The organism is Citrobacter sp. RHBSTW-00887 (assembly GCF_013728095.1).
Taxonomy (GTDB): domain Bacteria; phylum Pseudomonadota; class Gammaproteobacteria; order Enterobacterales; family Enterobacteriaceae; genus Citrobacter; species Citrobacter braakii.
The window spans coordinates 4,568,080-4,592,678 of sequence record NZ_CP056267.1; the positions used below are offsets into that span (position 1 = coordinate 4,568,080).

11 protein-coding genes and 4 pseudogenes are annotated in these 24,599 nt (G+C 49.8%); 10 read left to right on the forward strand and 5 right to left on the reverse strand.

The window, feature by feature from the left end:
• Positions 1–2: 2 nt before the first annotated feature.
• Together HV314_RS21790 and HV314_RS21795 are read right to left on the reverse strand one after the other, a co-directional pair.
• Complete coding sequence (locus HV314_RS21790) at positions 3–1,268, reverse strand: aromatic amino acid transporter (RefSeq protein ID WP_016151548.1); 1,266 nt, start codon at positions 1,266–1,268, stop codon at positions 3–5.
• A 188-nt stretch (positions 1,269–1,456) separates the two neighbouring features.
• Positions 1,457–2,827: a tyrosine phenol-lyase gene (locus HV314_RS21795; RefSeq protein WP_016155590.1), complete on the reverse strand. Its 1,371-nt coding sequence runs from the start codon at positions 2,825–2,827 to the stop codon at positions 1,457–1,459.
• A gap of 778 nt (positions 2,828–3,605) precedes the next feature.
• Here HV314_RS21795 and symE (HV314_RS21800) point away from each other — a divergent pair.
• Positions 3,606–3,968 (forward strand): endoribonuclease SymE, encoded by a 363-nt coding sequence (gene symE / locus HV314_RS21800; protein ID WP_016155589.1) that lies wholly within the window; start codon positions 3,606–3,608, stop codon positions 3,966–3,968.
• 41 nt (positions 3,969–4,009) lie between these two features.
• Here symE (HV314_RS21800) and HV314_RS21805 read toward each other — a convergent pair whose 3' ends face one another.
• Positions 4,010–4,645 (reverse strand): HNH endonuclease, encoded by a 636-nt coding sequence (locus tag HV314_RS21805; RefSeq protein ID WP_181546692.1) that lies wholly within the window; start codon positions 4,643–4,645, stop codon positions 4,010–4,012.
• A gap of 140 nt (positions 4,646–4,785) precedes the next feature.
• Between HV314_RS21805 and HV314_RS21810 the strand changes: the two genes are divergently transcribed.
• The 9 genes and pseudogenes from HV314_RS21810 (at position 4,786) to symE (HV314_RS21845) (ending at position 14,896) form a co-directional block, all read left to right on the forward strand.
• The gene (locus tag HV314_RS21810; RefSeq protein WP_181546694.1) at positions 4,786–5,658 is read left to right on the forward strand and encodes a phosphorothioated DNA-binding restriction endonuclease; all 873 of its coding nucleotides are present in this window, start codon (positions 4,786–4,788) and stop codon (positions 5,656–5,658) included.
• Between the two features lie 28 nt (positions 5,659–5,686).
• Positions 5,687–6,355 (forward strand): winged helix-turn-helix domain-containing protein, encoded by a 669-nt coding sequence (locus HV314_RS21815; protein WP_239006828.1) that lies wholly within the window; start codon positions 5,687–5,689, stop codon positions 6,353–6,355.
• A 190-nt stretch (positions 6,356–6,545) separates the two neighbouring features.
• Positions 6,546–6,785 (forward strand): annotated as a pseudogene (locus HV314_RS21820) (hypothetical protein); the annotation flags it as partial.
• Positions 6,786–6,848: 63 nt separating this feature from the next.
• On the forward strand, positions 6,849–7,853 hold the full coding sequence (locus HV314_RS21825) for an IS110-like element IS4321 family transposase (protein ID WP_000427623.1): 1,005 nt from the start codon (positions 6,849–6,851) through the stop codon (positions 7,851–7,853).
• A gap of 256 nt (positions 7,854–8,109) precedes the next feature.
• Positions 8,110–11,382, forward strand: a pseudogene (hsdR, locus tag HV314_RS21830) (type I restriction-modification system endonuclease); the annotation flags it as partial.
• Between the two features lie 71 nt (positions 11,383–11,453).
• Positions 11,454–13,040 (forward strand): type I restriction-modification system methyltransferase, encoded by a 1,587-nt coding sequence (gene hsdM / locus HV314_RS21835; protein ID WP_181546698.1) that lies wholly within the window; start codon positions 11,454–11,456, stop codon positions 13,038–13,040.
• A pseudogene (locus HV314_RS27685) lies at positions 13,040–13,468 on the forward strand (restriction endonuclease subunit S); the annotation flags it as partial. The gene hsdM and the pseudogene HV314_RS27685, both read left to right, overlap by 1 nt.
• A pseudogene (locus HV314_RS21840) lies at positions 13,445–14,332 on the forward strand (restriction endonuclease subunit S); the annotation flags it as partial. The pseudogenes HV314_RS27685 and HV314_RS21840, both read left to right, overlap by 24 nt.
• 225 nt (positions 14,333–14,557) lie before the next feature.
• Positions 14,558–14,896: an endoribonuclease SymE gene (gene symE / locus HV314_RS21845; RefSeq protein ID WP_181546702.1), complete on the forward strand. Its 339-nt coding sequence runs from the start codon at positions 14,558–14,560 to the stop codon at positions 14,894–14,896.
• Positions 14,897–14,935: 39 nt separating this feature from the next.
• Here symE (HV314_RS21845) and HV314_RS21850 read toward each other — a convergent pair whose 3' ends face one another.
• Together HV314_RS21850 and HV314_RS21855 are read right to left on the reverse strand one after the other, a co-directional pair.
• Positions 14,936–21,256 (reverse strand): DEAD/DEAH box helicase, encoded by a 6,321-nt coding sequence (locus HV314_RS21850; RefSeq protein WP_181546704.1) that lies wholly within the window; start codon positions 21,254–21,256, stop codon positions 14,936–14,938.
• Positions 21,257–21,268: 12 nt separating this feature from the next.
• Positions 21,269–24,568 (reverse strand): STY4851/ECs_5259 family protein, encoded by a 3,300-nt coding sequence (locus HV314_RS21855; protein WP_181546706.1) that lies wholly within the window; start codon positions 24,566–24,568, stop codon positions 21,269–21,271.
• Positions 24,569–24,599: the final 31 nt, after the last annotated feature.

Consider the following 24,599-nt stretch of genomic DNA (forward strand, 5'->3'; position numbering starts at 1 on the left):
GTCTAGCGAAACGTTGGCAGCAGACCAAATACGTCCAGAACAACCGTCAGATAGACAACCGCCCCACAGACAATAACCAGATTGAGCACGGTGTTATTACACGGCGCGGTATAGCTGGCGGTCGGAAAACGTTTCCGCGCCGCTTTCACCAGGAACGGCGGCAGGATCACGCTCCAGATGGTAAAGGCCAGACCGGCGTAACCAATGGCGTGCACAAACCCGTTCGGGAAGAAGAAGCACACGGCGGCTGGCGGGAAGTAGGTCACCAGCGCGGTTTTCAGGCGACCCATGCCGTCATCCGGGAAGTGAAACAGGTCGGCGATGTAATCGAACAGGCCAAGCGTCGCCGCCAGCAGGGAACTGGCTACCGCAAAGTTGCCGAAGAAGGTCAGGATCAGATCCATATAACGGCTGGTGAACAGCCCGCTGATAGCCTCGACAAACACGTCGATATTGCCGCCTTTGGCGATAATCGGTGGGAACGAGGAACGACTGATGTTGCCCATCGTGACGCCCAGCCAGAAGATATACAGCAGCAGGGCAAACAGCGTGCCGATGATAATCGAACGCGTAATATTCGAGATCCCGCTCGTACCATACAGCTTCACCAGGCTCGGCACGTTACCGTGAAAACCAAACGAGATAATGCAGAATGGCAGCGTCATCAGGATATACGGCAGGTACTGCGAATTGGGCAGCGCCACCGCCACGCTGTCGACGAGTTTCGCCACTTCGATATGACCCACCAGGCCAGAGAAGGTGGCAAAGAACGCGATAAACTTACCGATGATCAACACGGTAGTAATACGTCCAACCAACAAGGAGCTGTACCAGGCAATCGCCCCGACCAGCATACTGACGATCACCACCGAGATATTCGCCGGAAAGCGCACGCCGCTGTATTTGAACACGGTTTGCGCCATCACCGCCGACGAACCAGATATATAGGCATAGGTCAGAATATACAGCACAAAGCCGAAAGCGATACCGACCACAATATTCCACTTTCGGCCTAATAAATCCTGGGTAAAGGTATTAAAACTGGCACCGGCGCCATAATGCAGATTAACTTCGACCAGCATCAGACCGGTTAATAACATCATGATGGCGATAAACAGAAGAATAACTGACGCACCGGGGAACCATACGCCAGCCATCGCAATCGGCAGGGAAAACATCCCTCCACCCACTACGGTCGCGATAACCAACATGGTTCCGCTAATCAGTCCGGGGGTACTACTCTGTCGCTCAATGGCATTAATATCCATGATAAATGTTCCTGTAGACTATTCGTTATAATTACAGCTGTCATTTGTACATCATGCGGATAATAAAAATGTCGGAGTCAGGGTTTACTTTTGTAGTTATGTCACGGTAACGGGCACCGCAAAGGCTTCCTGTTCATGGAAAAGAAATACAAAAAAGCCCCATCCTGAGATGGGGCCATAATTATTATTTAGATATAGTCAAAGCGTGCAGTAAAGAAACGGAGCTGCTTCGGCTCGTAAATAAACTTCAGCCCGCGAATATCTTCTTTGTGCTGGTAAAGTTTAATAATACCGTCAGCCACCACATCCATATGCGCGTAAGTATAAACGCGGCGTGGAATAGTCAGACGCACGGTTTCCAGTTTCGGCCTGTGGTGTTCACCAGTCACGTTATTACGGCCCGCAGAGATAATTCCGCGCTCCATACTACGTACGCCGGTTTCCACATAGATACTAGCAGCCAGGCTTTGCGCCGGGAACTCGTCCTGCGTCAGATGCTCGCAGAAGCGACGCGCATCAAGGAATACCGCGTGACCGCCCACCGGTTCAACAATCGGTACACCCGCGGCTTTCAGCTTGTCGCCCAGATAGCGAACCTGCTTCACGCGGTGCTCGATGTACTCATACTGCATAGCTTCGCGCAGACCAATCGCCATGGCTTCCATGTCGCGTCCGGCCAGGCCGCCGTAAGATGGCATGCCTTCGTAGACAACGACTAACTCTTTGGCAGAAGAGAACATTTCGTCATCGTTCATGCACAGGAAGCCGCCGATGTTCACCAGACAGTCTTTTTTACCACTCATGGTACAACCGTCGGCGTAGCTGAACATCTCATGCACGATCTCTGCGATGCTCTTGTTCTCAAAGCCCTGCTCTTGCTCTTTGATAAAGTAGGCGTTTTCTACGCAGCGGGTTGCGTCGTAGAACACTTTAATGCCGTGTGCTGCAGTCAGTTCACGCACCGCGCGCATGTTAGCCATGGAGACCGGCTGCCCGCCTGCGAGGTTAACCGTGACTGCCAGGCAAATATAGGCAATATTCTCGGCGCCTTTTTCATCAATCAGTTTTTGTAATTTTTTAAGATCGATATCACCTTTAAAAGCAATATTCAGACCGGCATCGTGCGCTTCGTCACGAACGATATCGACAAACACCGCACCATTTTTTTCCTGGTGATAACGGGTGGTAGTGAAATACATATTCCCGGCAACATATTGCCCCGGTTTAATTGCCAGCTGCGATAACAGGTTTTCTGCGCCGCGCCCCTGGTGAGTAGGAACAATATGTTTAAAGCCAAACAGTTCCTGCACGGTTCTTTCCAGATGATAGAAGTTTTCGCTGCCCGCGTAGGCTTCATCACCCATCATCATTCCGGCCCACTGCTTGTCGCTCATTGCGTTGGTGCCACTGTCTGTCAGCAGGTCAATATAAATATCTTTCGAATTTAACAGGAAAGTATTGTATCCCGCTTCTTGCATTTTCTTAAGGCGTTCATCACGCGGGATCATAGATACAGTTTCAACGCTTTTAATACGGAAGGGTTCTGCCGGATAATTCATTTTGTTTCTCCAGTAACAGTGGTCATGTACGTATTAATGTGAAGTAAAGCATACCTGGTTCATCAATAAAGTCTGATGAAATATAACTATTCGCCTCCTGAGTCAGGGGGAGAAATAATGTGGAGGCACTATGCAAGATTTAATTGATTATGGAAATAGCCTGGTCAACATTAATCACTGGCAATAATTTAAAAAGCTGTAAATGTAGGTGATGCAAATCACACGTCATTTTTTTACCCGTTCATATTCAACAAGTTTTTTTTTGCGTGTTGATTTGCCATTTGCGATGGTGCCCCCGTGGAGAGGGGAAATACTGAAAACTTAACTTTCCAGTCTGTGCTCATACTGTATTGCTGAATGAGTACACCCCATTTTGTGAGAGTCGGATCACTTCACGGGTTTATATTTGTGATTCACATCACTAAAAGTGTAAAGCAAAGTGTACAAAACGGCGTTGTTTCAGAGTTTGCTATTTGCTTCAGTGAGTTAGATCTCATTTTTGGCCTGATACAGATGGGCGTTATTTTCTGGAAATGGCAGGTATCAGGAGGATGGGACAGGAATGAATTTATACGGTGAATAATACTATGTTTATTGGGATAGAGAGGATTTCTATTTATTCCGAAAGCGTGCTAATCGCGCTTATTTCATCTTATTTACATCTGGACTTCCCGCCAATTACTGGGGTAATTTACAGGGGTTTTATTAGCGCGATGCGAAGGTGCGCCAACACCTCCGCATCGCTAATCACAGTAACTATTATCGAGGAATAGCGACCATGACTGATACGCATTGTATTGCAGTTTCATTTGATCCAGAAGTGTACGTCGCAGATAACCGTTGCCTGAAGGTGGGTTATGCGAGCGGTTATCCTGATTACAGCCGTTTGCCGGTGAAGTATGTCCAGTTTCCGTCCATCGTGATGAAGGGCCAGTGGCTTAAAGCCGCCGGATTCGACACCGGCACCCGCGTCGATGTGCGCGTCATGCAAGGCTGCATTGTGTTAACCGCCCGCACGCCCGAACCCGAAGAGTCAGAACTGATGAAATCCCTGCGCGCCGTGGAAAAGCTCTCCGCGCGTAAGCAAAAGCAGGTGCTGGAGTTTATCGGGGTGATTGCGGGGAAAGGGTCGAAGGGGTAACGGTCTTGCTAAAGGCGCCTGTGGGCGCCTTTTTTGGTCCTTTAGCACAGCATATTTTTCAGCTCTTCTGGGGTATACGGCGGCATGCGTCGGTGCAGCATGGCATGACAGTTTGGACACACGGGAATCAGGTCATTGATGGGATCAAGGCGGTAGTCTTCTTTAATTACCGATAAGGGTACCAGGTGATGAACATGGATAAACCCTTCGGCAATCTTACCGTAGACCTTTGACATATCGATGCCACACACTTTGCACTGACAGCCGTGATGGCGAAGCGCTGCTTGTCGGGCATTGCGGTCACGCTCATAGCGATTCACGATCACCTGAGTCGCCGCCCCTTCTATATATTCCGTTTGCGCCTCGAGTTCTTCAGGGAAAATCGTGCCGCTCACCGCCGCAACACGGTTTTTATCCTGAGCAATATGAAAACCCTGCTCAGTCAATAATCTGACGCATTTCGAACTGATACCGCCGGAGAAATCCTGAGGGGTAAACGTTTTGCCCGTCAAAAGCGTCGCCGCAATTCCGGCAATAGCTTTTGACGGATAGCGACGTCCCTGAAATTCCAGCTCGTAAAGCCGCGCCTCTTTGAAGCGATGCGAAAAGCCTGAGTCATAGGCGTGAATGGCCTTGATAATGTACTCGCGCGGTAGCGTGTCAGGTAGTTCATTCATGAGTCAGGTTCCTTTAACCCAAGGCTTTCTGAAATAACGGCAAGCGAAAAAGTGAAGTCGATAGTGTATCGGCCTCGCCCCTCTTGATCAGGTGATATTTTGCGAGCATCATCGCAATTATTTACCTGATAATGAAATCAATGACTTCCAGTAAAACCCTGCAACAGGCAATTGCCGACATCACCATCTGGCGTAAAGGCGAGCAGCGTGCGCCGCACAAACCTTTGCTGCTGCTTCATGTGCTGGCGGGTTATCAGCAGGGTCACGGTCGCCTGTTTGACTACGGTTCGGAAGTTCGCGACCCATTGCATAGCCTGCTGGAACGATTTGGACCACAGCGCGCGCAGTACCGCCCGGATATGCCCTTCTGGCGCTTACAGGGCGATGGGTTCTGGGAGCTACAAAACGCCGAGCAGTGCTCAACATCCGGCAGCAGTAAACAGCCCCCTGCCGGAGAACTGGTGACGCATAACGTTGCCGGAGGCTTTGATGAACAACATTTTGCCCTGCTGAAAAAGAACAAGAACCTCATCAACGCCCTGGCCCAGCAAATCCTCGAAGCGCACTTCACCGAAAGCATTCAGGAAGAAATCGCGGATGAACTGGGGTTTGATATCCTGCAAATCCGCAAACAGCGGGACCCGTTGTTCCGCCAGCAGGTTCTGCGTGCTTATAACTATGAATGCGCCATTTGTGGCTTCAATATGCGCCACGACAGCACTTCAGTTGCGCTTGAAGCGGCCCATATCAAATGGAAACAGCATGGTGGCCCGTGCGAGATTTCAAACGGACTGGCGCTGTGTGCAATCCACCATAAAGCCTTTGATAAAGGTTCGATTGGGCTGGATGAGAGTATGCGAGTACGAATTTCGTCTGCAGTAAATGGCAGTAATATTGTCTCCAGGCTATTTTGGGACTTTTCAGGAGTTCAGATTCATCTTCCAAAAAATAAAGAGGACTATCCTCAAGACAAATTTATTGAGTGGCATCAACAAGAAGTTTTCAGGACATAAAAATATTAATCCATTGATGGTGATCAACATGTCGTTTCCCAGTTATAAAGAGATAGAAATCCCCCTGCTTTTGAATATTTACACCAGAGGGGGAGAAGTCAGTTCCTCCTCATGTTACGAGCCGTTGGGCAAGGAGTTCGGCCTGACCAACGAAGAAATGAACATGTTACTCCCCGATGATACTAATCGCCCTCAATGGAACAACATGGTCCAATGGGCGAGGAAAAAGCTTGTTGACTACAAGTATCTCCACAATGCAAAAGAATCAGGCCTTGGTATCTGGAAGCTCACACCTGAAGGCATCAAAAAGGCAGAATCGCTTTCCACTCGAGTGAATATCGATTATCCAGATGATGTTCCGGAAACCTTTTACGAAGGTGCCGTAAAGCAAATCAAAGTTAACAAATACGAACGTAGTAAAACGGCAAGAGACAAATGCATAGATCACTACGGCTGTCAGTGCAGCGTGTGCAATATGGATTTTGAGGAAACGTATGGTGAAACCGGGAAGGACTATATTCACGTCCACCATATTACACCGCTGTCTGATATTGGAGAGCGTTACAAACTGGATCCCGTAAAAGACCTTCGTCCTGTCTGCCCCAATTGCCATGCCATGCTCCACAGACAAAAACCCTCACTCACTATTGAGGCATTGAAAGCCTTAATGAAGAAAGCGCAAAACAGGAACAAGTGAGTACTGTCTGTTAAACCAGAACAAAAGTAGCACGGGAAGTTGAGAACATACTTACAAAATAGTGAGTTACATTAAATTCTGACGATTGAATGTACAACTGGAGAGAGGTAGCATGCACTGATGCCTCCTCCATTAACGGATTATCCTAATACGTCAGCATCCCGAAGGCTGGCCTGAACGCGGAACGTGCATGAACAAATCCAACTTCGATTTCCTGAAAGGCGTAAACGATTTCACTTACGCCATTGCCTGCGCGGCGGAAAACAACTACCCCGACGACCCGAATACGACACTGGTAAAAATGCGCATGTTTGGCGAAGCGACGGCCAAACACCTGGGGTTATTACTGGATATTCCTCCCTGCGAAAACCAGCACGACCTGCTGCGTGAGCTGGGCAAAATCGCCTTCATTGACGATAGCATTCTTAATGAGATGGTCACTCCCTCCTTCCCGGTACTATGCTGAGGACAGGCTTTCATTCGGAGAACTATCATGGAAAACATTGCGCTCATTGGTATCGATCTGGGTAAAAACTCTTTCCATATTCATTGCCAGGATCGTCGCGGGAAGGCTGTTTACCGTAAAAAATTTACCCGGCCAAAGTTGATCGAATTTTTGGCGACATGCCCCGCTACAACCATCGCAATGGAAGCCTGTGGCGGTTCTCACTTTATGGCACGCAAGTTGGAAGAGTTGGGGCATTCCCCAAAGCTGATATCACCACAATTTGTCCGCCCGTTCGTTAAAAGCAATAAAAACGACTTTGTCGACGCCGAAGCTATTTGTGAAGCTGCATCGCGTCCGTCTATGCGTTTTGTGCAGCCCAGAACGGAATCTCAGCAGGCAATGCGGGCTCTGCATCGTGTCCGTGAATCCCTGGTTCAGGATAAGGTAAAAACAACCAATCAAATGCATGCTTTTCTGCTGGAATTTGGCATTAGCGTTCCCCGAGGAGCTGCCGTTATTAGCCGACTGAGTACCATTCTTGAGGATAATAGTTTGCCTCTTTACCTCAGCCAGTTATTGCTGAAATTACAACAGCATTATCACTATCTTGTTGAGCAGATTAAAGATTTGGAATCCCAGTTGAAACGAAAGTTGGACGAAGATGAGGTTGGACAGCGCTTGCTGAGCATTCCCTGCGTCGGAACACTGACAGCGAGTACTATTTCAACTGAGATTGGCGACGGGAAGCAGTACGCCAGCAGCCGTGACTTTGCGGCGGCAACAGGGCTTGTACCTCGGCAGTACAGCACGGGAGGTAGGACGACATTGCTGGGAATTAGTAAGCGAGGTAATAAAAAGATCCGAACTTTGTTGGTTCAATGTGCCAGGGTATTCATACAAAAACTGGAACACCAGTCTGGCAAATTGGCCGATTGGGTCAGGGATTTACTGTGCCGGAAAAGCAACTTTGTCGTCACTTGTGCTCTGGCAAACAAGCTGGCCAGAATAGCCTGGGCCCTAACGGCACGACAGCAAACTTATGTAGCATAACGGCAGAAATACACCGGTTTAAAGAATTACTGATCTGGTTTTGCGAATACTGATATTGATGATACTAACGGCCCACCGGCCTGTTGAGGAACCTGTAAAACGGAAAGGCTCATTGAAGCCGTATATTTTCTGGAGGTTCATCAGGCGCGGAACTCATCAAGGCGCGGGAATAAAATCCCATTCAGACGCCGGATAGATTCAAGCAAGCCAACTTGTCGTCAAAATCGGTGTTGCAAAAACGGGAGTGACCATAGATTCCGTTTTCCATAAGCTGCGCCGTATCGGCAATCAGGCCGTTCACGAATACCATAACGATCTCGATGATGCCCAGATGTGTCTGCGCCTCGGATTCCGTCTTGCCGTTTGGTACTACCGGCTGGTGACCAAAGATTACGATTTCCCGGTTCCAACTTTTGTGATGCCTGAGCACGGCGATGATCGCTACCACGCCGAAGTTCTCACGCTCAAACAGCAGCTGGAGCAGCAGGCACAGGAAAAAGTTCACAGCCAGGCAGAGCTGGAAGCTCAGCAGCAACGCTTAATTGCACTCAATGGCTACATTGCCGTTCTCGAAGGTAAGCAACAGGAAACCGAAGCCCAGACCAAAGCCCGCGTGGCTGCCCTGGAAGCACAGCTCGCTGCCAAAAATGCCGAGTTAGCAAAACAGACCGAGCAGGAACGTAAGGCCTATCACAAAGAGATCACCGATCAGGCGATCAAACGTACGCTGAATCTCAGCGAAGAAGAGAGTCGCTTCCTGATTGACGCCCAGTTACGTAAAGCGGGCTGGCAGGCCGACAGCAAAACGCTGCGCTTTGCTAAAGGCGCTCGCCCGGAACCCGGCGTCAACAAAGCGATAGCCGAATGGCCGACGGGTACAGATGAAACGGGTAAAACAGGCTTTGCCGATTACGTACTGTTCGTTGGCCTCAAGCCTATCGCAGTGGTCGAAGCAAAACGTAAAAACATCGATGTTCCCGGCAAACTCAACGAATCGTATCGCTACAGTAAATACTTCGATAACGGTTTCCTACGCGACACGCTGCTGGAGCACTACGCTCCCGACGAAGTACATGAAGCCGTGCCAGAGTATGAAATCAGCTGGCAGGACACCAGCGGTACACAGCGCTTTAAAATCCCTTTCTGCTACTCCACCAACGGGCGTGAATACCGCGCGGCGATGAAGACCAAAAGTGGCATCTGGTATCGCGACGTCCGCCACACCACCAACATGTCGAAAGCGCTGCCGGAATGGCATCGTCCGGAAGAGCTCCTGGATATGCTGGGCAGCGACCCGCAGAAACAAAATCAGTGGTTTGCCGATAACCCCGGTATGAGCGAACTCGGCCTGCGCTATTACCAGGAAGATGCCGTCCGCGCGGTAGAGAAGGCTATCGTTAATGGCCAGCAAGAGATCCTGCTGGCAATGGCGACCGGTACCGGTAAAACCCGTACCGCCATTGCCCTGATGTTCCGCCTGATACAGTCGCAGCGTTTCAAACGCGTTCTGTTTCTGGTCGATCGTCGCTCGCTTGGCGAGCAGGCGCTGGGGGCGTTTGAAGACACACGGATTAACGGCGATACCTTTAACAGTATTTTTGATATCAAAGGATTGACCGATAAATTCCCGGAAGACAGCACCAAAATTCACGTCGCCACGGTTCAGTCGCTGGTCAAACGTACGCTGCAATCCGATGAACCTATGCCAGTCGGCCGCTACGACTGTATTGTCGTCGATGAAGCGCACCGCGGCTACATTTTGGATAAAGAGCAGACTGAAGGCGAGCTGCAGTTCCGCAGCCAGCTGGATTACGTTTCTGCCTACCGTCGTATTCTCGATCATTTTGACGCGGTAAAAATTGCCCTGACCGCCACGCCAGCCCTGCACACGGTCGATATTTTCGGCGAACCGGTTTATCGCTATACCTACCGTACGGCGGTGATCGACGGCTATCTGATCGACCAGGATCCGCCCATTCAGATCGTCACCCGCAACGCGCAGGATGGCGTCTATCTATCCGAAGGCGAGCAGGTGGAACGCCTGAACCCGCAGGGCGAGCTGATCAACGACACGCTGGCTGACGATCAGGATTTTGAGGTTGCCGATTTTAACCGTGGCCTGGTGATCCCGGCGTTTAACCGCGCGGTATGCGCCGAGCTTACCAAATATCTCGATCCCACCGGGCAGCAAAAAACGCTGGTGTTCTGCGTCACCAACGCCCATGCCGATATGGTGGTGGACGAGCTGCGTACCGCGTTTAAGAAAAAGTACCCGCAGCTTGAGCACGATGCGATCATCAAGATCACCGGCGATGCCGATAAAGACGCGAAGAAAGTGCAAAGCATGATCGTCCGCTTCAACAAAGAGCGGCTGCCCAATATCGTGGTCACCGTCGACCTGCTGACCACTGGCGTGGATATTCCGTCTATCTGTAATATTGTGTTCCTGCGCAAAGTCAAAAGCCGCATTCTCTACGAGCAGATGAAGGGCCGTGCCACGCGTCTGTGTCCATCGGTGGGGAAAACCAGCTTTAAGATTTTCGACTGTGTTGATATCTACAGCTCGCTGGAAAGCGTCGACACCATGCGCCCTGTGGTTGTGCGTCCGCAGGTGGAGCTGCAAACGCTGGTCAACGAAATTACCGACTCAGAAACCTACAAAACCATCGAAGCGGATGGCCGCAGTTTTGCCGAACACAGCCATGAACAACTGGTTGCTAAACTGCAGCGGATCATCGGTCTTGCCACCTATAACCGCGATCGCAGCGAAACGGTGGATAAGCAGGTCCGCCGTCTGGACGAATTGTGCCTGGATGCCGCAGGCGTCAACTTCGGCGGGCTGGCTTCTCGCTTGCGGGAAAAAGGGCCGCACTGGAGCGCCGAGATTTTTAATAAGCTCCCCGGCTTTATCACCCGGCTCGAAAGGCTGAAAACCGATATCAACGCCCTGCGCGATGCGCCTATCTTCCTCGATATTGACGATGAGGTGGTGAGCGTCAAATCGCTGTACGGCGACTACGACACGCCGCAGGATTTCCTCGAAGCCTTCGATGCGCTGGTGCAGCACGCCCCTAACGCCCAGCCCGCGCTGCAGGCGGTGATCAATCGCCCGCGCGACCTTACCCGTAAAGGGCTGGTGGAATTGCAGGAATGGTTTGACCGCCAGCATTTTGAAGAGTCGTCCCTGCGCAGCGCGTGGAAAGCAACGCGCAATCAGGATATCGCCGCCCGGCTGATCGGCCACATCCGCCGCGCGGCGGTGGGCGATGCGCTCAAACCGTTCGACGAACGTGTCGATCACGCGCTGGCGCGTATCAAAGGCGAGAACGACTGGAGCCCTGAGCAGCTAAGCTGGCTCGACCGTTTAGCGCAGGCGCTGAAAGAGAAAGTGGTGCTCGACGACGATGTCTTCAAAACCGGCAATTTCCATCGCCGCGGCGGTAAGCCAATGTTACAGCGCACCTTTGACGACAGCCTCGACAGCGTGCTGGATAAGTTCAGCGATTATATCTGGGACGAGCTTGCCTGACGCGTTATCATTCCCGGCAATTTCTTCTTCCGCGGCCCCGATAAGGGCCGCTGTTTTACATGGGATCTTCAATGAACAATAACGATCTGGTCGCCAAATTATGGAAACTGTGCGACAACCTGCGCGACGGCGGCGTCTCCTATCAAAACTACGTCAATGAACTCGCCTCGCTGCTGTTTTTGAAAATGTGTAAAGAGACCGGCCAGGAAGCGGACTACCTGCCGGAAGGCTATCGCTGGGATGATCTGAAATCGCGCATTGGCCAGGATCAGATGCAGTTCTACCGTAACCTGCTGGTTCAGTTAGGGTCTGATGAGAAAAAGCTGGTGCAGGCGGTGTTCCATAATGTCAGCACCACCATTGAGCAACCCAAGCAGTTGACGGAACTGGTCAGCTATATGGATGCGCTGGACTGGTACAACGGCAACCACGGGAAGTCCCGCGACGACTTCGGCGATATGTACGAAGGGTTGCTGCAGAAGAACGCTAACGAAACCAAATCCGGCGCGGGCCAGTACTTCACCCCACGTCCGCTGATTAAAACCATTATCCATCTGCTGAAGCCGCAGCCGCGTGAAGTGGTGCAGGATCCGGCAGCGGGAACGGCGGGCTTTTTGATTGAAGCCGACCGCTACGTGAAGTCACAAACCAACGATCTGGATGATCTTGATGGCGACACCCAGGATTTCCAGATCCACCGCGCGTTTATCGGCCTCGAACTGGTGCCCGGTACCCGTCGTCTGGCGCTGATGAACTGTCTTCTGCACGATATTGAAGGCAACCTCGACCACGGCGGCGCTATCCGTCTGGGCAACACGCTGGGCAGCGACGGCGAAAACCTGCCGAAGGCGCATATTGTCGCCACTAACCCACCGTTTGGCAGCGCCGCGGGCACCAACATTACCCGCACCTTCGTACACCCGACCAGCAACAAACAGCTGTGCTTTATGCAGCATATTACCGACACCCTGCACCCCGGCGGCCGTGCGGCGGTGGTGGTGCCGGATAACGTGCTGTTTGAAGGCGGCAAGGGTACCGATATTCGTCGCGACCTGATGGACAAATGCCATCTGCACACCATCCTGCGCCTGCCGACCGGCATCTTTTACGCTCAGGGCGTTAAAACCAACGTGCTGTTCTTTACCAAAGGCACGGTGGCAAATCCGAATCAGGATAAAAACTGCACCGACGACGTGTGGGTATATGACCTGCGAACCAATATGCCGAGCTTCGGCAAGCGCACGCCGTTTACCGAGCAGCACCTGCAGCCGTTTGAAACCGTCTACGGCGAAGATCCGCAAGGCTTAAGCCCGCGTAAAGAAGGTGAATGGAGCTTTAACGCCGAAGAGAGCGAAGTCGCCGACAGCGAAGAGAATAAAAACACCGACCAGCATCAGGCCACCAGCCGCTGGCGTAAGTTCAGCCGCGAGTGGATCCGCACGGCGAAATCCGATTCGCTGGATATCTCCTGGCTGAAGGATAAGGACAGCATCGACGCCGACAGCCTGCCGGAGCCGGATGTGCTGGCGGCAGAAGCGATGGGCGAATTGGTGCAGGCGCTGGGCGAGCTGGACGCGCTGATGCGCGAGCTGGGCGCGGGCGATGAAGCGGATGCGCAGCGTCAGTTGCTGGAAGAAGCGTTTGGTGAGGTGAAATAATGTTATTACAAAACACGCACATTTGGCCAAAAATCAATCTTCTTGATATTTCAGATGTTAAAACTGGTAAAGTTGATGCAAATCATGCTTCTGCTTTTGGCAAATATAAATTTTTCACCTGTGCGTTAGAACCTCTTGCAGCTGATACATTTAGTTTTGAAGGTGAATTAATCATTCTTCCTGGTAATGGAGCTAATGTAGGCCAAGTATTTTATTATAATGGTAAAGCTGAAGCCTATCAGAGAACTTATGTTTTATATAATTTTCTATGTTCTACAAAATTTATTTATTACCATTTAAAATGGCGATGGAAGATAGAGAATGAAAAAAAACAATATGGCTCTGCGACTAATTATATAAAAATGGGTAATTTCACGGATTATGATATAAATCTTCCGTCATTACATGAACAAAAAATCATCGCCGAAAAACTCGATACGCTGCTGGCGCAGGTAGACAGCACCAAAGCACGTCTTGAGCAAATTCCACAAATCCTGAAACGTTTTCGTCAGGCGGTGCTGGCTACAGCGATGAGTGGAAAATTAACAAATTTACCTACCGCTAATAATTTTAAAATAAAAGATATTGCATGTGTAATAGGTGGTTTAACTAAAAACTCAAAACGTAACAATTTCGAAAAAAGAGTACCATACCTTCGTGTCGCAAATGTTTATGAAAACGAGTTGAAACTAGACGATGTAACAGAAATAGGCATTCAACCTAATGAACTACGTAGAGTCTCATTGGAGTATGAAGATCTATTAATAGTAGAAGGAAATGGTAGCCTTGATCAAATTGGTCGAGCAGCTATTTGGCGTGAAGAGATACAAGAATGTGTACATCAAAACCATCTGATAAAAGTAAGAGCTAACAAAGAAATTTTATATCCTACTTTTCTTCTTTTCTACTTAATGTCTCCACAAGGGAAAGAAGAGATCGTTAGCAAAGCTACATCGGGAGCCGGGCTCTACACACTAAGTATATCTAAAATTTCATCAATCAATGTACCTGTGTATTCGCTCCCTGATCAACACGAAATCGTCCGCCGCGTTGAACAACTCTTCGCCTACGCCGACACCATTGAAAAGCAGGTCAACAGCGCCCTGACCCGCGTCAACAGCCTCACCCAGTCAATCCTGGCGAAAGCCTTCCGCGGTGAGCTTACCGCCCAGTGGCGTGCTGAAAACCCGGATCTTATCAGCGGTGAAAACAGCGCTGCCGCGCTGCTGGAAAAAATTAAGGCTGAACGCGCCGCCAGTGGCGGTAAAAAAGCCTCGCGTAAAAAAGCATAATCCTTATAAAAGCGCACCGGAAGCGTGCGCTTTTATCTATTCACGTCCATTTATAATCCGCAAAAATATATCTTATTTATTCCAAATAGCGCTTATTACGTTTTGTTTTCAGCTGGACTTTTCTTTTATTTGCTGATGATATGTACAGGTATTTATCGCGATATGGCCGTGGTGGAACACGGCCATATCGCTCATCACAATCACTATTATCGGAGAATAGCAGTCATGACTGATACCCATTCTATTGCAGATCCGTGCGATCCAGAAGTCTCTCCAACAAATAACCGTCACCTGACCGTGAGTTATGCGAGCCGTTATCCGGATTATACCCGCATCCCCGCGCTCACCATGAAGGGCCAGTGGCTGGAAGCCGCCGGTTTTGCCACCGGTGCCGAGGTGGATGTGAAGGTGATGAACGGCTGTATTGTGCTAACGACTAAGCTGCCGGAGCCGGAAGAACCCGCGTTATTGCAATCGCTGCGTAGGGTGTGCAAGCTGTCCGCCCGTAAGCAGCGGCAGGTGCAGGAATTTATCGACGTGATTACCGGCAAGCGTACCGCCTGACGCACACCGCTCCCGACAGTGAGTCGGGAGCGGTGTGCCTTACGCTGCTATCACCTCCACCAGCACATCCGTTGCCCAGCTTTCTTCTCTGTTAAGCACGTTGCCCTCCTGGCAGGCCAGCGCCATATTGCCTAACTGGAAGGAAACGTCATCGCTGAAGTCAAAGTAATACCATTTCGATGCAAATTTGATATGCCAGTAACCCATACCCTGATCAAAACGGATCTTTAATACCTGACCATTCTCAAAGGTCACCGTCAGTTTACGGTGGTGGGGAATATCGCGCAGCGAGTTGAATACCCTCAGAGCTACCGTCCTGCCCATTGCCGCGGCAAACCACTGGTCGGCGAAATCCTGAAAATCTGCTTCGTTCATCCAGTCGTGGGAAGGGCGGTTACCGGGGCGGTCCTTGGGTTTGAACAGGGTATCAATTGCCATTTTTGCGTCATCTGTCAGTAACGGTTTTAACGATTGCAGTATTCCTGCCAGCAGCACCAGCGCAACCGGGTTTTGCAAATAACGATCGGTATAGTGAACGCCGATGATCCGCTGATTTTTCATCAGCGACTTCGCCTCTTCGTGATCGTTAAACAGCACGTTCCAGAAGCGTTTTCCAAACTGCGAAAGCGGGCCGTTCAGCTCTTTATGGATCGCAATATCTTTGACGCGTTCAACAGCGCTCGCGGCTTTCCCCGGCAGAACAAACTCGTTCAGCGCTACCGGTTGATAACCGAAGCTGCGAACCACCAGCTCGTCATTCAGATGCCAGCCCGGTCCCGGGATCGTTGCCTGCTGGCTGCGTGAAGCCAGCGTCATCACCCGATCGGCAAAGGCGATTTGTGCCACAATCGGCAGTTCCGGAGCCTGTTCGCTATGACACAACCGTACACCCAGAGCAGTAAACTGCGAAAGCTCGTGCATCAATTCAGGGTCATCGACGCCAGCCGGGATGACGAGATCAACCGCAACGTTATCTTTTACCCGGTAGTTCTGTATAGCAGCCCGGAACTGGCGGGCATAGAGATCCCACTCATTGAGCGGCCCGTTCATCCACAACGTGAGTTTTTCAGCCCCTTCGTTAATCGCCCGGCGAAGGGTATCGCTAATGGCTCCCGGGCAGTAGCGGGCAGCCGGCAGCGAGAATGTCTCCGTATCCGGCAAACCAACATAGTAGACGAAGTCATCCCCAAGCCAGGCCAGTGCCGCTTTTCGGTCCAGTAAATCGTGATCGTGGCGAGTCTGGGAGTCGAGCAGGCATTCACTGCAGGAGGTATCACAATGATGACACCCTAGCTGTTTGACCATTCCCTGCAGAATAGACTCAATATGCAATGGCGCACTGGAGGCAAAACCAGCACCACCACTGATCACATCATACAGCTGAACAGCTAATACCGATTGCCCGTCCTCCAACCTGACCGGACGCACAGCGTAGCCCAACTCTGCGGCAGAGATACCCAGAACACCCGCCAGCGCCTGACGCAGCGCAACTGCAAGGGTCATGGCGACAACACGCCCCTCTTCAGTGTTATCCGGCAGATATTCACCGTTTTGCGGCTTGCGTAGTACCATTTCAAAGACATCCGTTCGCGCCAGAGCCCCCAGCGTGACCTTCTTCATAAGCGCCGTCGAACCGGGACAAATTAGACGTTGATTCTGGCTATCGCGATCCGCTTTTCCCGGGCGCGGTGGGTAGTGCGCTTCCATACTCTTCGGTGCGTCGTTGGCATTCAGCATCGACTCTGCACGGCCACAGCTCAGACATAACGCGTAACCATGCCCACCTTCTCCCAGGCTTTGCTGGAAGACATGCCCGTCAGCGCCAGAGGCCATATATCCCATTATTGGGTTAGGCAGCGGCATCGGTTCGGCTTTAACAAATACCCAGGCAGGGACCACCGGGATGAATTTCATGGTTTCAATATTGTTGGTCACCGGCGAATGCGCATCGGTCACAAATCCGGCAGGCTGCAGCACCTGACGGCGATTTTCAGTGATAATTTTTTCACCACACGCGCTGTTGGTGCAATAGAGCGTCCCGGAGTTGCTCATCCCCTCTTTATAGCCAATCGTACCGCATTTGTGGCAGCGCCAGGCGCAATCCAGACGCTGGGCCTCATTGGTATCCGCGTTAATATTGTGCCAGTGCAGCGAGACACCAGCGGAGCGGAAGACCCGACCATCAAGAATGATCTCTGCGCCTGGCGCATATTCCCGGATGGCGACTCCCAGGTTACGGGAGGGCAGCCCTTTGTAGCGTGACACGTTATCTTCGCGATCTTTTTTATCCCGGCTTTTCCGCGATTTTTCACGGATATAGTCCTCCATAGTGAAGTTATCAAACGTCACCACATCCGTCGGGAAGCCATAACCCGGCAGGAAGGTTCTGGCTGCCAGATCGCGCAACAAATACTCGCCGCAGTGCCGTTTTTTCTCCAGTTCTATGCGCTTGCGATAAGGCGTTTGCGGCTGTGATTCGCGCTCTTGAGCCACAAGATCGCGATAGACGGAAAGCCATCGCTGTTGCAGGAAAGTAATCGCGTTAATGGTTTTATCCCGCAGCAGGTCAGGTCTGGCACCATGTAGCGCCGTACCTTTCACCAGCCGTTCCAGCGCAGCGTCGATATCAAGCACCGGGCGCTCCAGCCAGACTTTAAAGCGTTCACATTTTGACTGCCCGTCGTCCTCACCAAAAAACCAGAGACTGTCGAGGCTGGTTTTTTCTTTCTCCGTTTCACCAATAACGTTGCATAAGAAGTCGGACAGTAATAATGCATTGACGTGGCGTTGTACCAGCCGGGCAGAATTCATCGCCACCATCGGGGCCGGGATCATGGTTTCAAACGGCCACAGCGGATTGGCAAAAACCTGCTGGTCGTGCGGGTTCCCTTTACATAGGGTATAAGAGATCGCTCGCGATTCCTTACTACGCCCGGCCCGCCCTGCACGCTGTAAATAGTTGGCCGGATGCGGCGGTACGTTGTTCATCACCACGGCAGTAATACCGCCAATATCAACCCCCATTTCCATGGTGGTGGAACAGTTGAGAACATTCAGTTGCCCGTTTTTGAACATCTTTTCGTAGCTTTGCAGACGTTCTGACGATTGCTGGGCTGAGTGCTCAGCCGTGCGGTAATAAAAGCCCCCTTCCACAACACGATCGTTGATATCCGTCCAGACGTTTTCCGAACGTAATTGCGCGATCAGCGGCTCCTTGCTGACCCAGTCACGTACTTTCGCCAGACCTGCCGCGTAGTCTTCTTGCGAACGGTCCAGCTTCCAGATTTCCGGCATAGTGACCTTTTGCGCGACAAACGTGTCGAACTGCACCTGGCTAAGATGTTCAAACGAAATATGGGTTGGCAGATACGGGGTTAAGCCTTTAAAGGTGGTATCCAGAATTTTGTTGGTTACCGGGCAAATCCAGCCATCCGTGATTAAAGAAAAAGTCAGGTGCTCTTTTGGAAGATAGAAACGGTTACCATCCGGCTTCAGTACGGCAAGTGGTCCGGTAAGTTGATTCCATGCTTCTTTCAGCCACGCGTTGATAATATCAATCGTCGTCGTATTTGCTGTTTTGAAACCCGCTCCCAACATCAACAACTTCACTAAACGATGGGATAAGTTGCCATTACGGATTTGCGGCCAGCGTTTGTTCTGATTATCTTCAGGATCTTTCGTTTCCGGGTTACGGACGAATTTCGATGAAAAACGACTACCAATCCAGTTTTTCAATTCATCGTCCAGTTGCGTGAAGTTGCTTTCACGAACGTATAAATCCAGCGTAACCTTAAGAAAATCCTGCCAGTCGCCCAGCGTCAGCCCTTTTTCCTGCCAGTGCACCGGGAGTTTAATTATTCTCTCCAGCCCCTGATAACCAACCTGGACCAGCCCTTGCGTTTCCAGGCTGTTAGTTCGTTTAGGACGACGCATGAACTCCCGGAAAAGCAACATTTCTGAAAGCTTCAGCGGCCCTCCATTTTCGTTGAAAATTTCAGGCTTCAGGTAGTGGTTATATTGCAGAATCGGACCGCGAATATCGGCCTTCTCTTTAAGTTCATTTACCATTTCCGTCCAGGTCCGGGACAGCAGAACAGTTGCTGCTTTGCCACCGGTCGCAACCTGAATAGCCTGTTCAAGCTGTTCAGCTTGCGCTTCTGCCAGTTTTGCTTGTTCCGGCATTCCCCAGCTTCTATATTCTTCTGCCTCATTTCGGGCCTGTTTTGCCCTCGCGGATAACTTTTCAAGATCGGCATTGGCATTCGGTGTGACGGTAGTCTGCGTTCGTTGATGCCAGCTCAGGATTTCCACCACGCTACCGCGTAAACGACTGCGCTCAGCTTCCTGCTGCATGCGCACCGCCATTCGGGCCGTTCCTTGCCGGCTATCGGTAAAGGTAATAAGTCGACGGCCTCGACCTGGTAGCGAATCAGGTCCGACGCCCTCTTTTCCTTCTTCACTAATAAAGTCCTGACAATACTCCAGAACGGTGGGCACAATGTTGGTGACATAAAATGGCCCCCCCAATAAAGCGCGACGGAAGGGTTGTTTCCCGCTCGTCCCTCTGTAGCCACAGCCACTAGCGCTGCAAACTTGCTCAATATCGTTAATAACCAACGGGATACTGTCATTACTACCCACGCCAATACGACGCGTCTGGCGATCCAGCCTTTGGATGGTATACCCCATCTCACTGGTCTTTTCTGCGGCAATAATAAGCGGGGGCTGGAAAGTACTCTCTTTCTCGACTTTATCTTCTACGCCGTCATATTCAACATGCGTATCATCCTGCAAAGAGAACTCATCACCGCCTTTATTTTCCCATTGGACCAGTTTGCCCTTTTTGTCCCGCGCCAAAAGATGTGGCTCGTTACATTCATTACAGAATGCCAGTTCGTAGACCGGGCTTCCGCAGTCACAATTTTGCCGTTGATTCACATACACATAGCCAAAGGGCCAGCCCTTTTCCAGCGGAGTGCCATGCTTTTTTCTGCAGTCTTTATCAACGCAAGCCCACACACCCTGGGTGTTGCGCTGGAAGATATGCGCTCTTACCTTCAGAAATGCCGGATCTTTAGTATTAGGTTGAGTGCCGGAGCAAACATCGATCCAGCGCAGCACATCCTGCTGGCTATAATGTTGCCTGGTCAGCGTATTCAACCGCTGCGTCATCGTATCCAGCTTCATTGGATCCGGCTGAGTGACTAACATCTCACGCAAGTAATGTGCTTCAGGTGAATGTGTAAGTGCATCAAAGCGCTCTGGGCTTACGCCCTTCATGTCTGTATCAGGGATTTGCTCAATTTCTTCTAACGGAATATAAACGTGTTTGCACGGTTCTAGTTTCGGAATCACCCGGGTTCCATCCAGTACGTCAATACGCTCCTGCGGTATACCGGATAATTCAGAGAGGAATTTTTTCAGCTGTTTTTCGGCATCGCCTCCGGCAATAGTTGCAGAGGTTGCCACGAAACGCACATCATCGGGCGTCACGCCAAATGCCGTCATCACGCGACGTAACTGTAGCGCCAGTTCAGCGGCCTGCGAACCGACATAGGTATGCGCTTCATCCAGTACTATCCAACGTAGTGACTTTTGTGCTTTGGATTGCTGAATAATCGGGGCGTCGATTTGGCGTACCATCATATATTCCAGCATTGTGCCGTTGGTCACCAGAATCGGAGCAGGTTCTTCACGCATCTTTTCACGCGAGAGCACTTCATTAGGCCTTTTCACCTGCTCACTTTTTACCGCAGCGTGGAGATTTTCAGTATTACCGTTATAGAGGCAGTATCGGATCCCGGTGCCAAAACCTCGTGTCCATGCTTCCAGGCGCTCACGTTGTGAATTAATCAGGGCGTTAAGTGGATAGAGGAAAAGGGCTCTGACACCAACCAGCGGATTGTTGCCATTTTCATGCAGCTCCCGGTAGAGATCTTCCAGCACCGGCACCATAAAACATTCCGTTTTGCCTGAACCCGTACCACTTGTCACCACCACAGAATGTTTCTCTTCCAGTAAAGCCTTCCAACTGGCCAGCTGGTGAGTGAAAGGTTTCCAGTCAGCACCAAAACGGTAGCGACCATTGTTCTGATCATCAAGCGAATCAACAACGGCTTTACTTAGCAATCCCTTGCCTTCCGTCAGGCTGCGCATCGTGTTATTTGACTCTTTCCAGCCAAACATTTGCTGGAAAACCGGTGCAGCAAGAAATGAGCCAGACTCCCCACAATCGGCACCCATTTGCTGCGCGAGGTGTTCACGCAACTGCGGGTTTGTGACCCCCATGATACTCAGCGTTGCTTCTGTTGAACGAGACAACGATTGTTCAATAAGTGACGAAAAATAGCGTGTAGTCATTTTTTCCCTTTTTTATTTTTCGGTAACATTACGCAATAAGCAGTACTGGAAAATGGCGTTAAACCATCGCGAGTCGAAATCTCTAACCTGCCTCAAAAAAAATACGGCACCAGGCTTATTTTCAAAAACACTGCCAAATGTTGTTTTTCCGCTTGCAACAGCAGCAGCAAATACGGGGAGCAAGGTGACGGAATATCGGTAACTGGCATCAGGTGAAATATCGATAACTGGATTTTGTTGCGACATATACCAACGGAAAAGGCCCGGACCACCAAATTCTGGCCAGCGAGATTCACCATGTTCGCGTAGAAGTTCCTGATACCACCCTTGGATAATACCTTTCATCACCAATTCCGGAAAAACCGGTGGTAATCTCCCTTGACTCAACCATAATTTCACCTCACTGGCATAAGTCGGGAACACTGTACCCAGTTGCTGATACATTCTGTCCAGCAACCTTCTCTGCATTTCCTCCGGCGCACCTTTATGAGTCAAAAAAGTACGAAAACGTGTAGCGGCACGTTTAACTTCTGTAATAGGTAAAAACTCCCAGAAAACAGGAAACTCGCTTTCAATACGGCTGAGATAATCAATGGACATTTCAAATTTGAATAGCGACATCGCCAACGCTTGCGGATGCTGAACAAGTGCCCGCCATACCTCAAAGGTAGCCAAAGGTAAATATCCAAACTGATCGTATAAATTGCGTAAAAACTGCCAGCCCGAGTGTGCAGGGTCGCTCGCCATTTGTTCCAGAACTAACATAATGGTATTGACATCTGAGCGAGGATTAAAAAGCTGCGTTGCTTTTTGCAAGGATTGTATTGTTGTCGTGTCGCTTTGAATTACCGACTCGCCAGCAATGTAGCAAGGCCGAAATGAAGCTTCTTCACCTTGTTTCGGCAGAACCAGCCATGGACCACTGTTCTGTACTGTCGAACTTAATTCAAATTCACCAACGGGTACACCTTCGCTCATTCTTGACATCAGAGGTATGGGTTTTCTCTCCGGTTCGCTGAGTAACATAATTACGGGCGAGGGGATCTGTCCTGTACGATTACTTACTGAGTTTGCGAAAAGAATCTGCCTTTCCCGATCATAGTCCAGACTATATTTGTAACGTCGGATCTGCCAGGTAAAAGAACTACCACCTCCTTCTATACGCATATCAACTATCTGATCAATACCTTCTTCCAGTGAAAGTAAATTATCAATATGATCCCTTAAGCTGTATAACGTAAGCTCTACCGGGCTTTCTCCTGCACTATAGTGCCACTCATACCTAGCCTGCATTCCACTACGGGAATGTAAACGTAGTTCAAGCTGGTATCGCGTACGCTCACCATTTTTTCCGAAAAGATATGCCCTGGCCCCCAGAAGATCGTTAATCGTTAAATTTTTAGGTAGAGGCTTCTCGTCTTTATCGAACGCAAGACAGCCTCGTGCAGGAAATGGTAACCAAATAACAATTGGGTCCGCAGTGAGGTTTGGCGTTATTTGTAATAAAATCGATGCAGGAGGAATCCCCTCCGCCTTCATCATTATTTCTGTACTACCAGGCAATCGCTCCCGTCCAACTTCAAGTGTTTTTTCCTTCAAACTATACAAACAAGGATGCTGAGTAGTAATAATGACAGAACCTTCGTTTGCCTGTTCTCCGTTTTTTATTTCCAGGCTAAAGTCATTGGGGAGAATACCTATTTTCTTACGCAGTAACGTTTCATTATTTTCGTTACGCACCGAAATAAACTGTGCTCCCATTCTCTCTTGCACATCACAATTTTCTATAAATGTTCCATTGAAAAAACGCTTGTAATGGCGCGTTGATAGATTCTCAGAATTTTGAGTTATCGCAGGAACACCGAGGAAGAGTTCATCCGGGTAACTTGTCCAATTTAACCGCTTCCCCTGGAAAGAGAATCCAGTCTGGATAATCTGATCTCTTCCTGTCTTTATCCGGTACGTTTCGTCGCCTTCAATAATGATCTCCTGCCGACCTTTGATGGTCAGAGTACGGCAACCCAAAGCCGAAAAGCTAGAGTCACAATCCTCATGTACTGAAGCCAGACAGCCATCCTTTGGTAGTACGATAAGCACATGACTGCCACGTACGCTGCAAGAGGCTTGTCCCTGTAACAGCCATTCATGTTTATCAGAAACAAAAACCAATGGAACATCGCCAACGGCAACTTCACTGCCTTCTAAAAGATTAGAGCCGACAAACATTCCCCCAGCTCTCGCTACAATAAACAAACTGACTGAGGGATTTCTTCGGTAAAATTTAATCTCGCGCTTACGAACTCTTATTTTTGCTTGGGAGTTACTTAGTGTTGCATAGGCAGGTCCCAAGCTTGCGATTTCGCTACCATCCTCATAGATAGCAAGCTCGAAGCGCGTTGTTGAAGGCTCACTAACAATTGAAAAGCTCAGCTCTTCAGGCAGAGAAATGAGAGTCTGGACGGCTTCAGGATGATTTTCTGACCATAAAAACTGACAGAGAGTTGTTTTATTCTTTTGTAGGCGGGGTTTTGATTCAGTAGAAGCTGTTCGTAAAAGTCCATTAAGGAAACTGGTACCCGTATCATCATCGAGAGGAACAGGGAAACTGTCCCGCCACTTCGGATGAACACGTTCAAGTTCTTTTACGGGTTCGGTATGATTACTCAAATCATAAATTTGAACAAGAGATACTAACTGTTCTGCCATTCGACTAATAAGCTCAACTGAAGTATCCTCTTTGAAAACGACTGGCAGGGATGATTTTTCTACCGCTGCATGAACCAACGCGTACGTGGAAATGTTAGAAGATTTAGCCTGATCGTATTGGTTTAAAATGAGAGAAAACATTGACTGAAAACGGCTATCAGATTCCTTTAGCAACCTGAAAGGTAAACCGCCTTCACTGAATAAGGACCCTAAAAAATTCCGCCTTTCAGTATCATAGAACCGCACTGGACGTCCCCAGTACCCATCCAGCCCTTTAGGGATTATATTCCCCATATCAGAAGAAGGTAGCGATATACCAAGAACTTTATAAACAGGTTCCCACGTCCATCCACAATATCGCTCGTAATCCCTTCTGTACCACTCAGAGCAGAACAACGTGAAGCAGGCTGCGTACCCTTTATCACTTTTGTAACCATCGGGTAGCCCTATAGCTCGCAACAGCTGTTTCAATTCATCATATTCATCACTCGTTGCTTGATATTCATATAACGGACGATGGTCTGGTTGCCTCAATCCCCTACGAGTGAGGAATTTAGCTAGCCACTGGGTACACTTTAGGATCGACGTGTATTCTGACTGACTCAAAGCAAGCTCCTTGCAAATTGACTGTATAAAC

Excerpts from the sequence above, each read along its gene's own strand:
- HV314_RS21790 (WP_016151548.1), bottom strand. The coding sequence starts at position 1,268 with ATGGATATTAATGCCATTGAGCGACAGAGTAGTACCCCCGGACTGATT.
- HV314_RS21795 (WP_016155590.1), bottom strand. The coding sequence starts at position 2,827 with ATGAATTATCCGGCAGAACCCTTCCGTATTAAAAGCGTTGAAACTGTA.
- symE (WP_016155589.1), top strand. The coding sequence starts at position 3,606 with ATGACTGATACGCATTGTATTGCAGTTTCATTTGATCCAGAAGTGTAC.
- HV314_RS21805 (WP_181546692.1), bottom strand. The coding sequence starts at position 4,645 with ATGAATGAACTACCTGACACGCTACCGCGCGAGTACATTATCAAGGCC.
- HV314_RS21810 (WP_181546694.1), top strand. The coding sequence starts at position 4,786 with ATGACTTCCAGTAAAACCCTGCAACAGGCAATTGCCGACATCACCATC.
- HV314_RS21815 (WP_239006828.1), top strand. The coding sequence starts at position 5,687 with ATGTCGTTTCCCAGTTATAAAGAGATAGAAATCCCCCTGCTTTTGAAT.
- HV314_RS21825 (WP_000427623.1), top strand. The coding sequence starts at position 6,849 with ATGGAAAACATTGCGCTCATTGGTATCGATCTGGGTAAAAACTCTTTC.
- hsdM (WP_181546698.1), top strand. The coding sequence starts at position 11,454 with ATGAACAATAACGATCTGGTCGCCAAATTATGGAAACTGTGCGACAAC.
- symE (WP_181546702.1), top strand. The coding sequence starts at position 14,558 with ATGACTGATACCCATTCTATTGCAGATCCGTGCGATCCAGAAGTCTCT.
- HV314_RS21850 (WP_181546704.1), bottom strand. The coding sequence starts at position 21,256 with ATGACTACACGCTATTTTTCGTCACTTATTGAACAATCGTTGTCTCGT.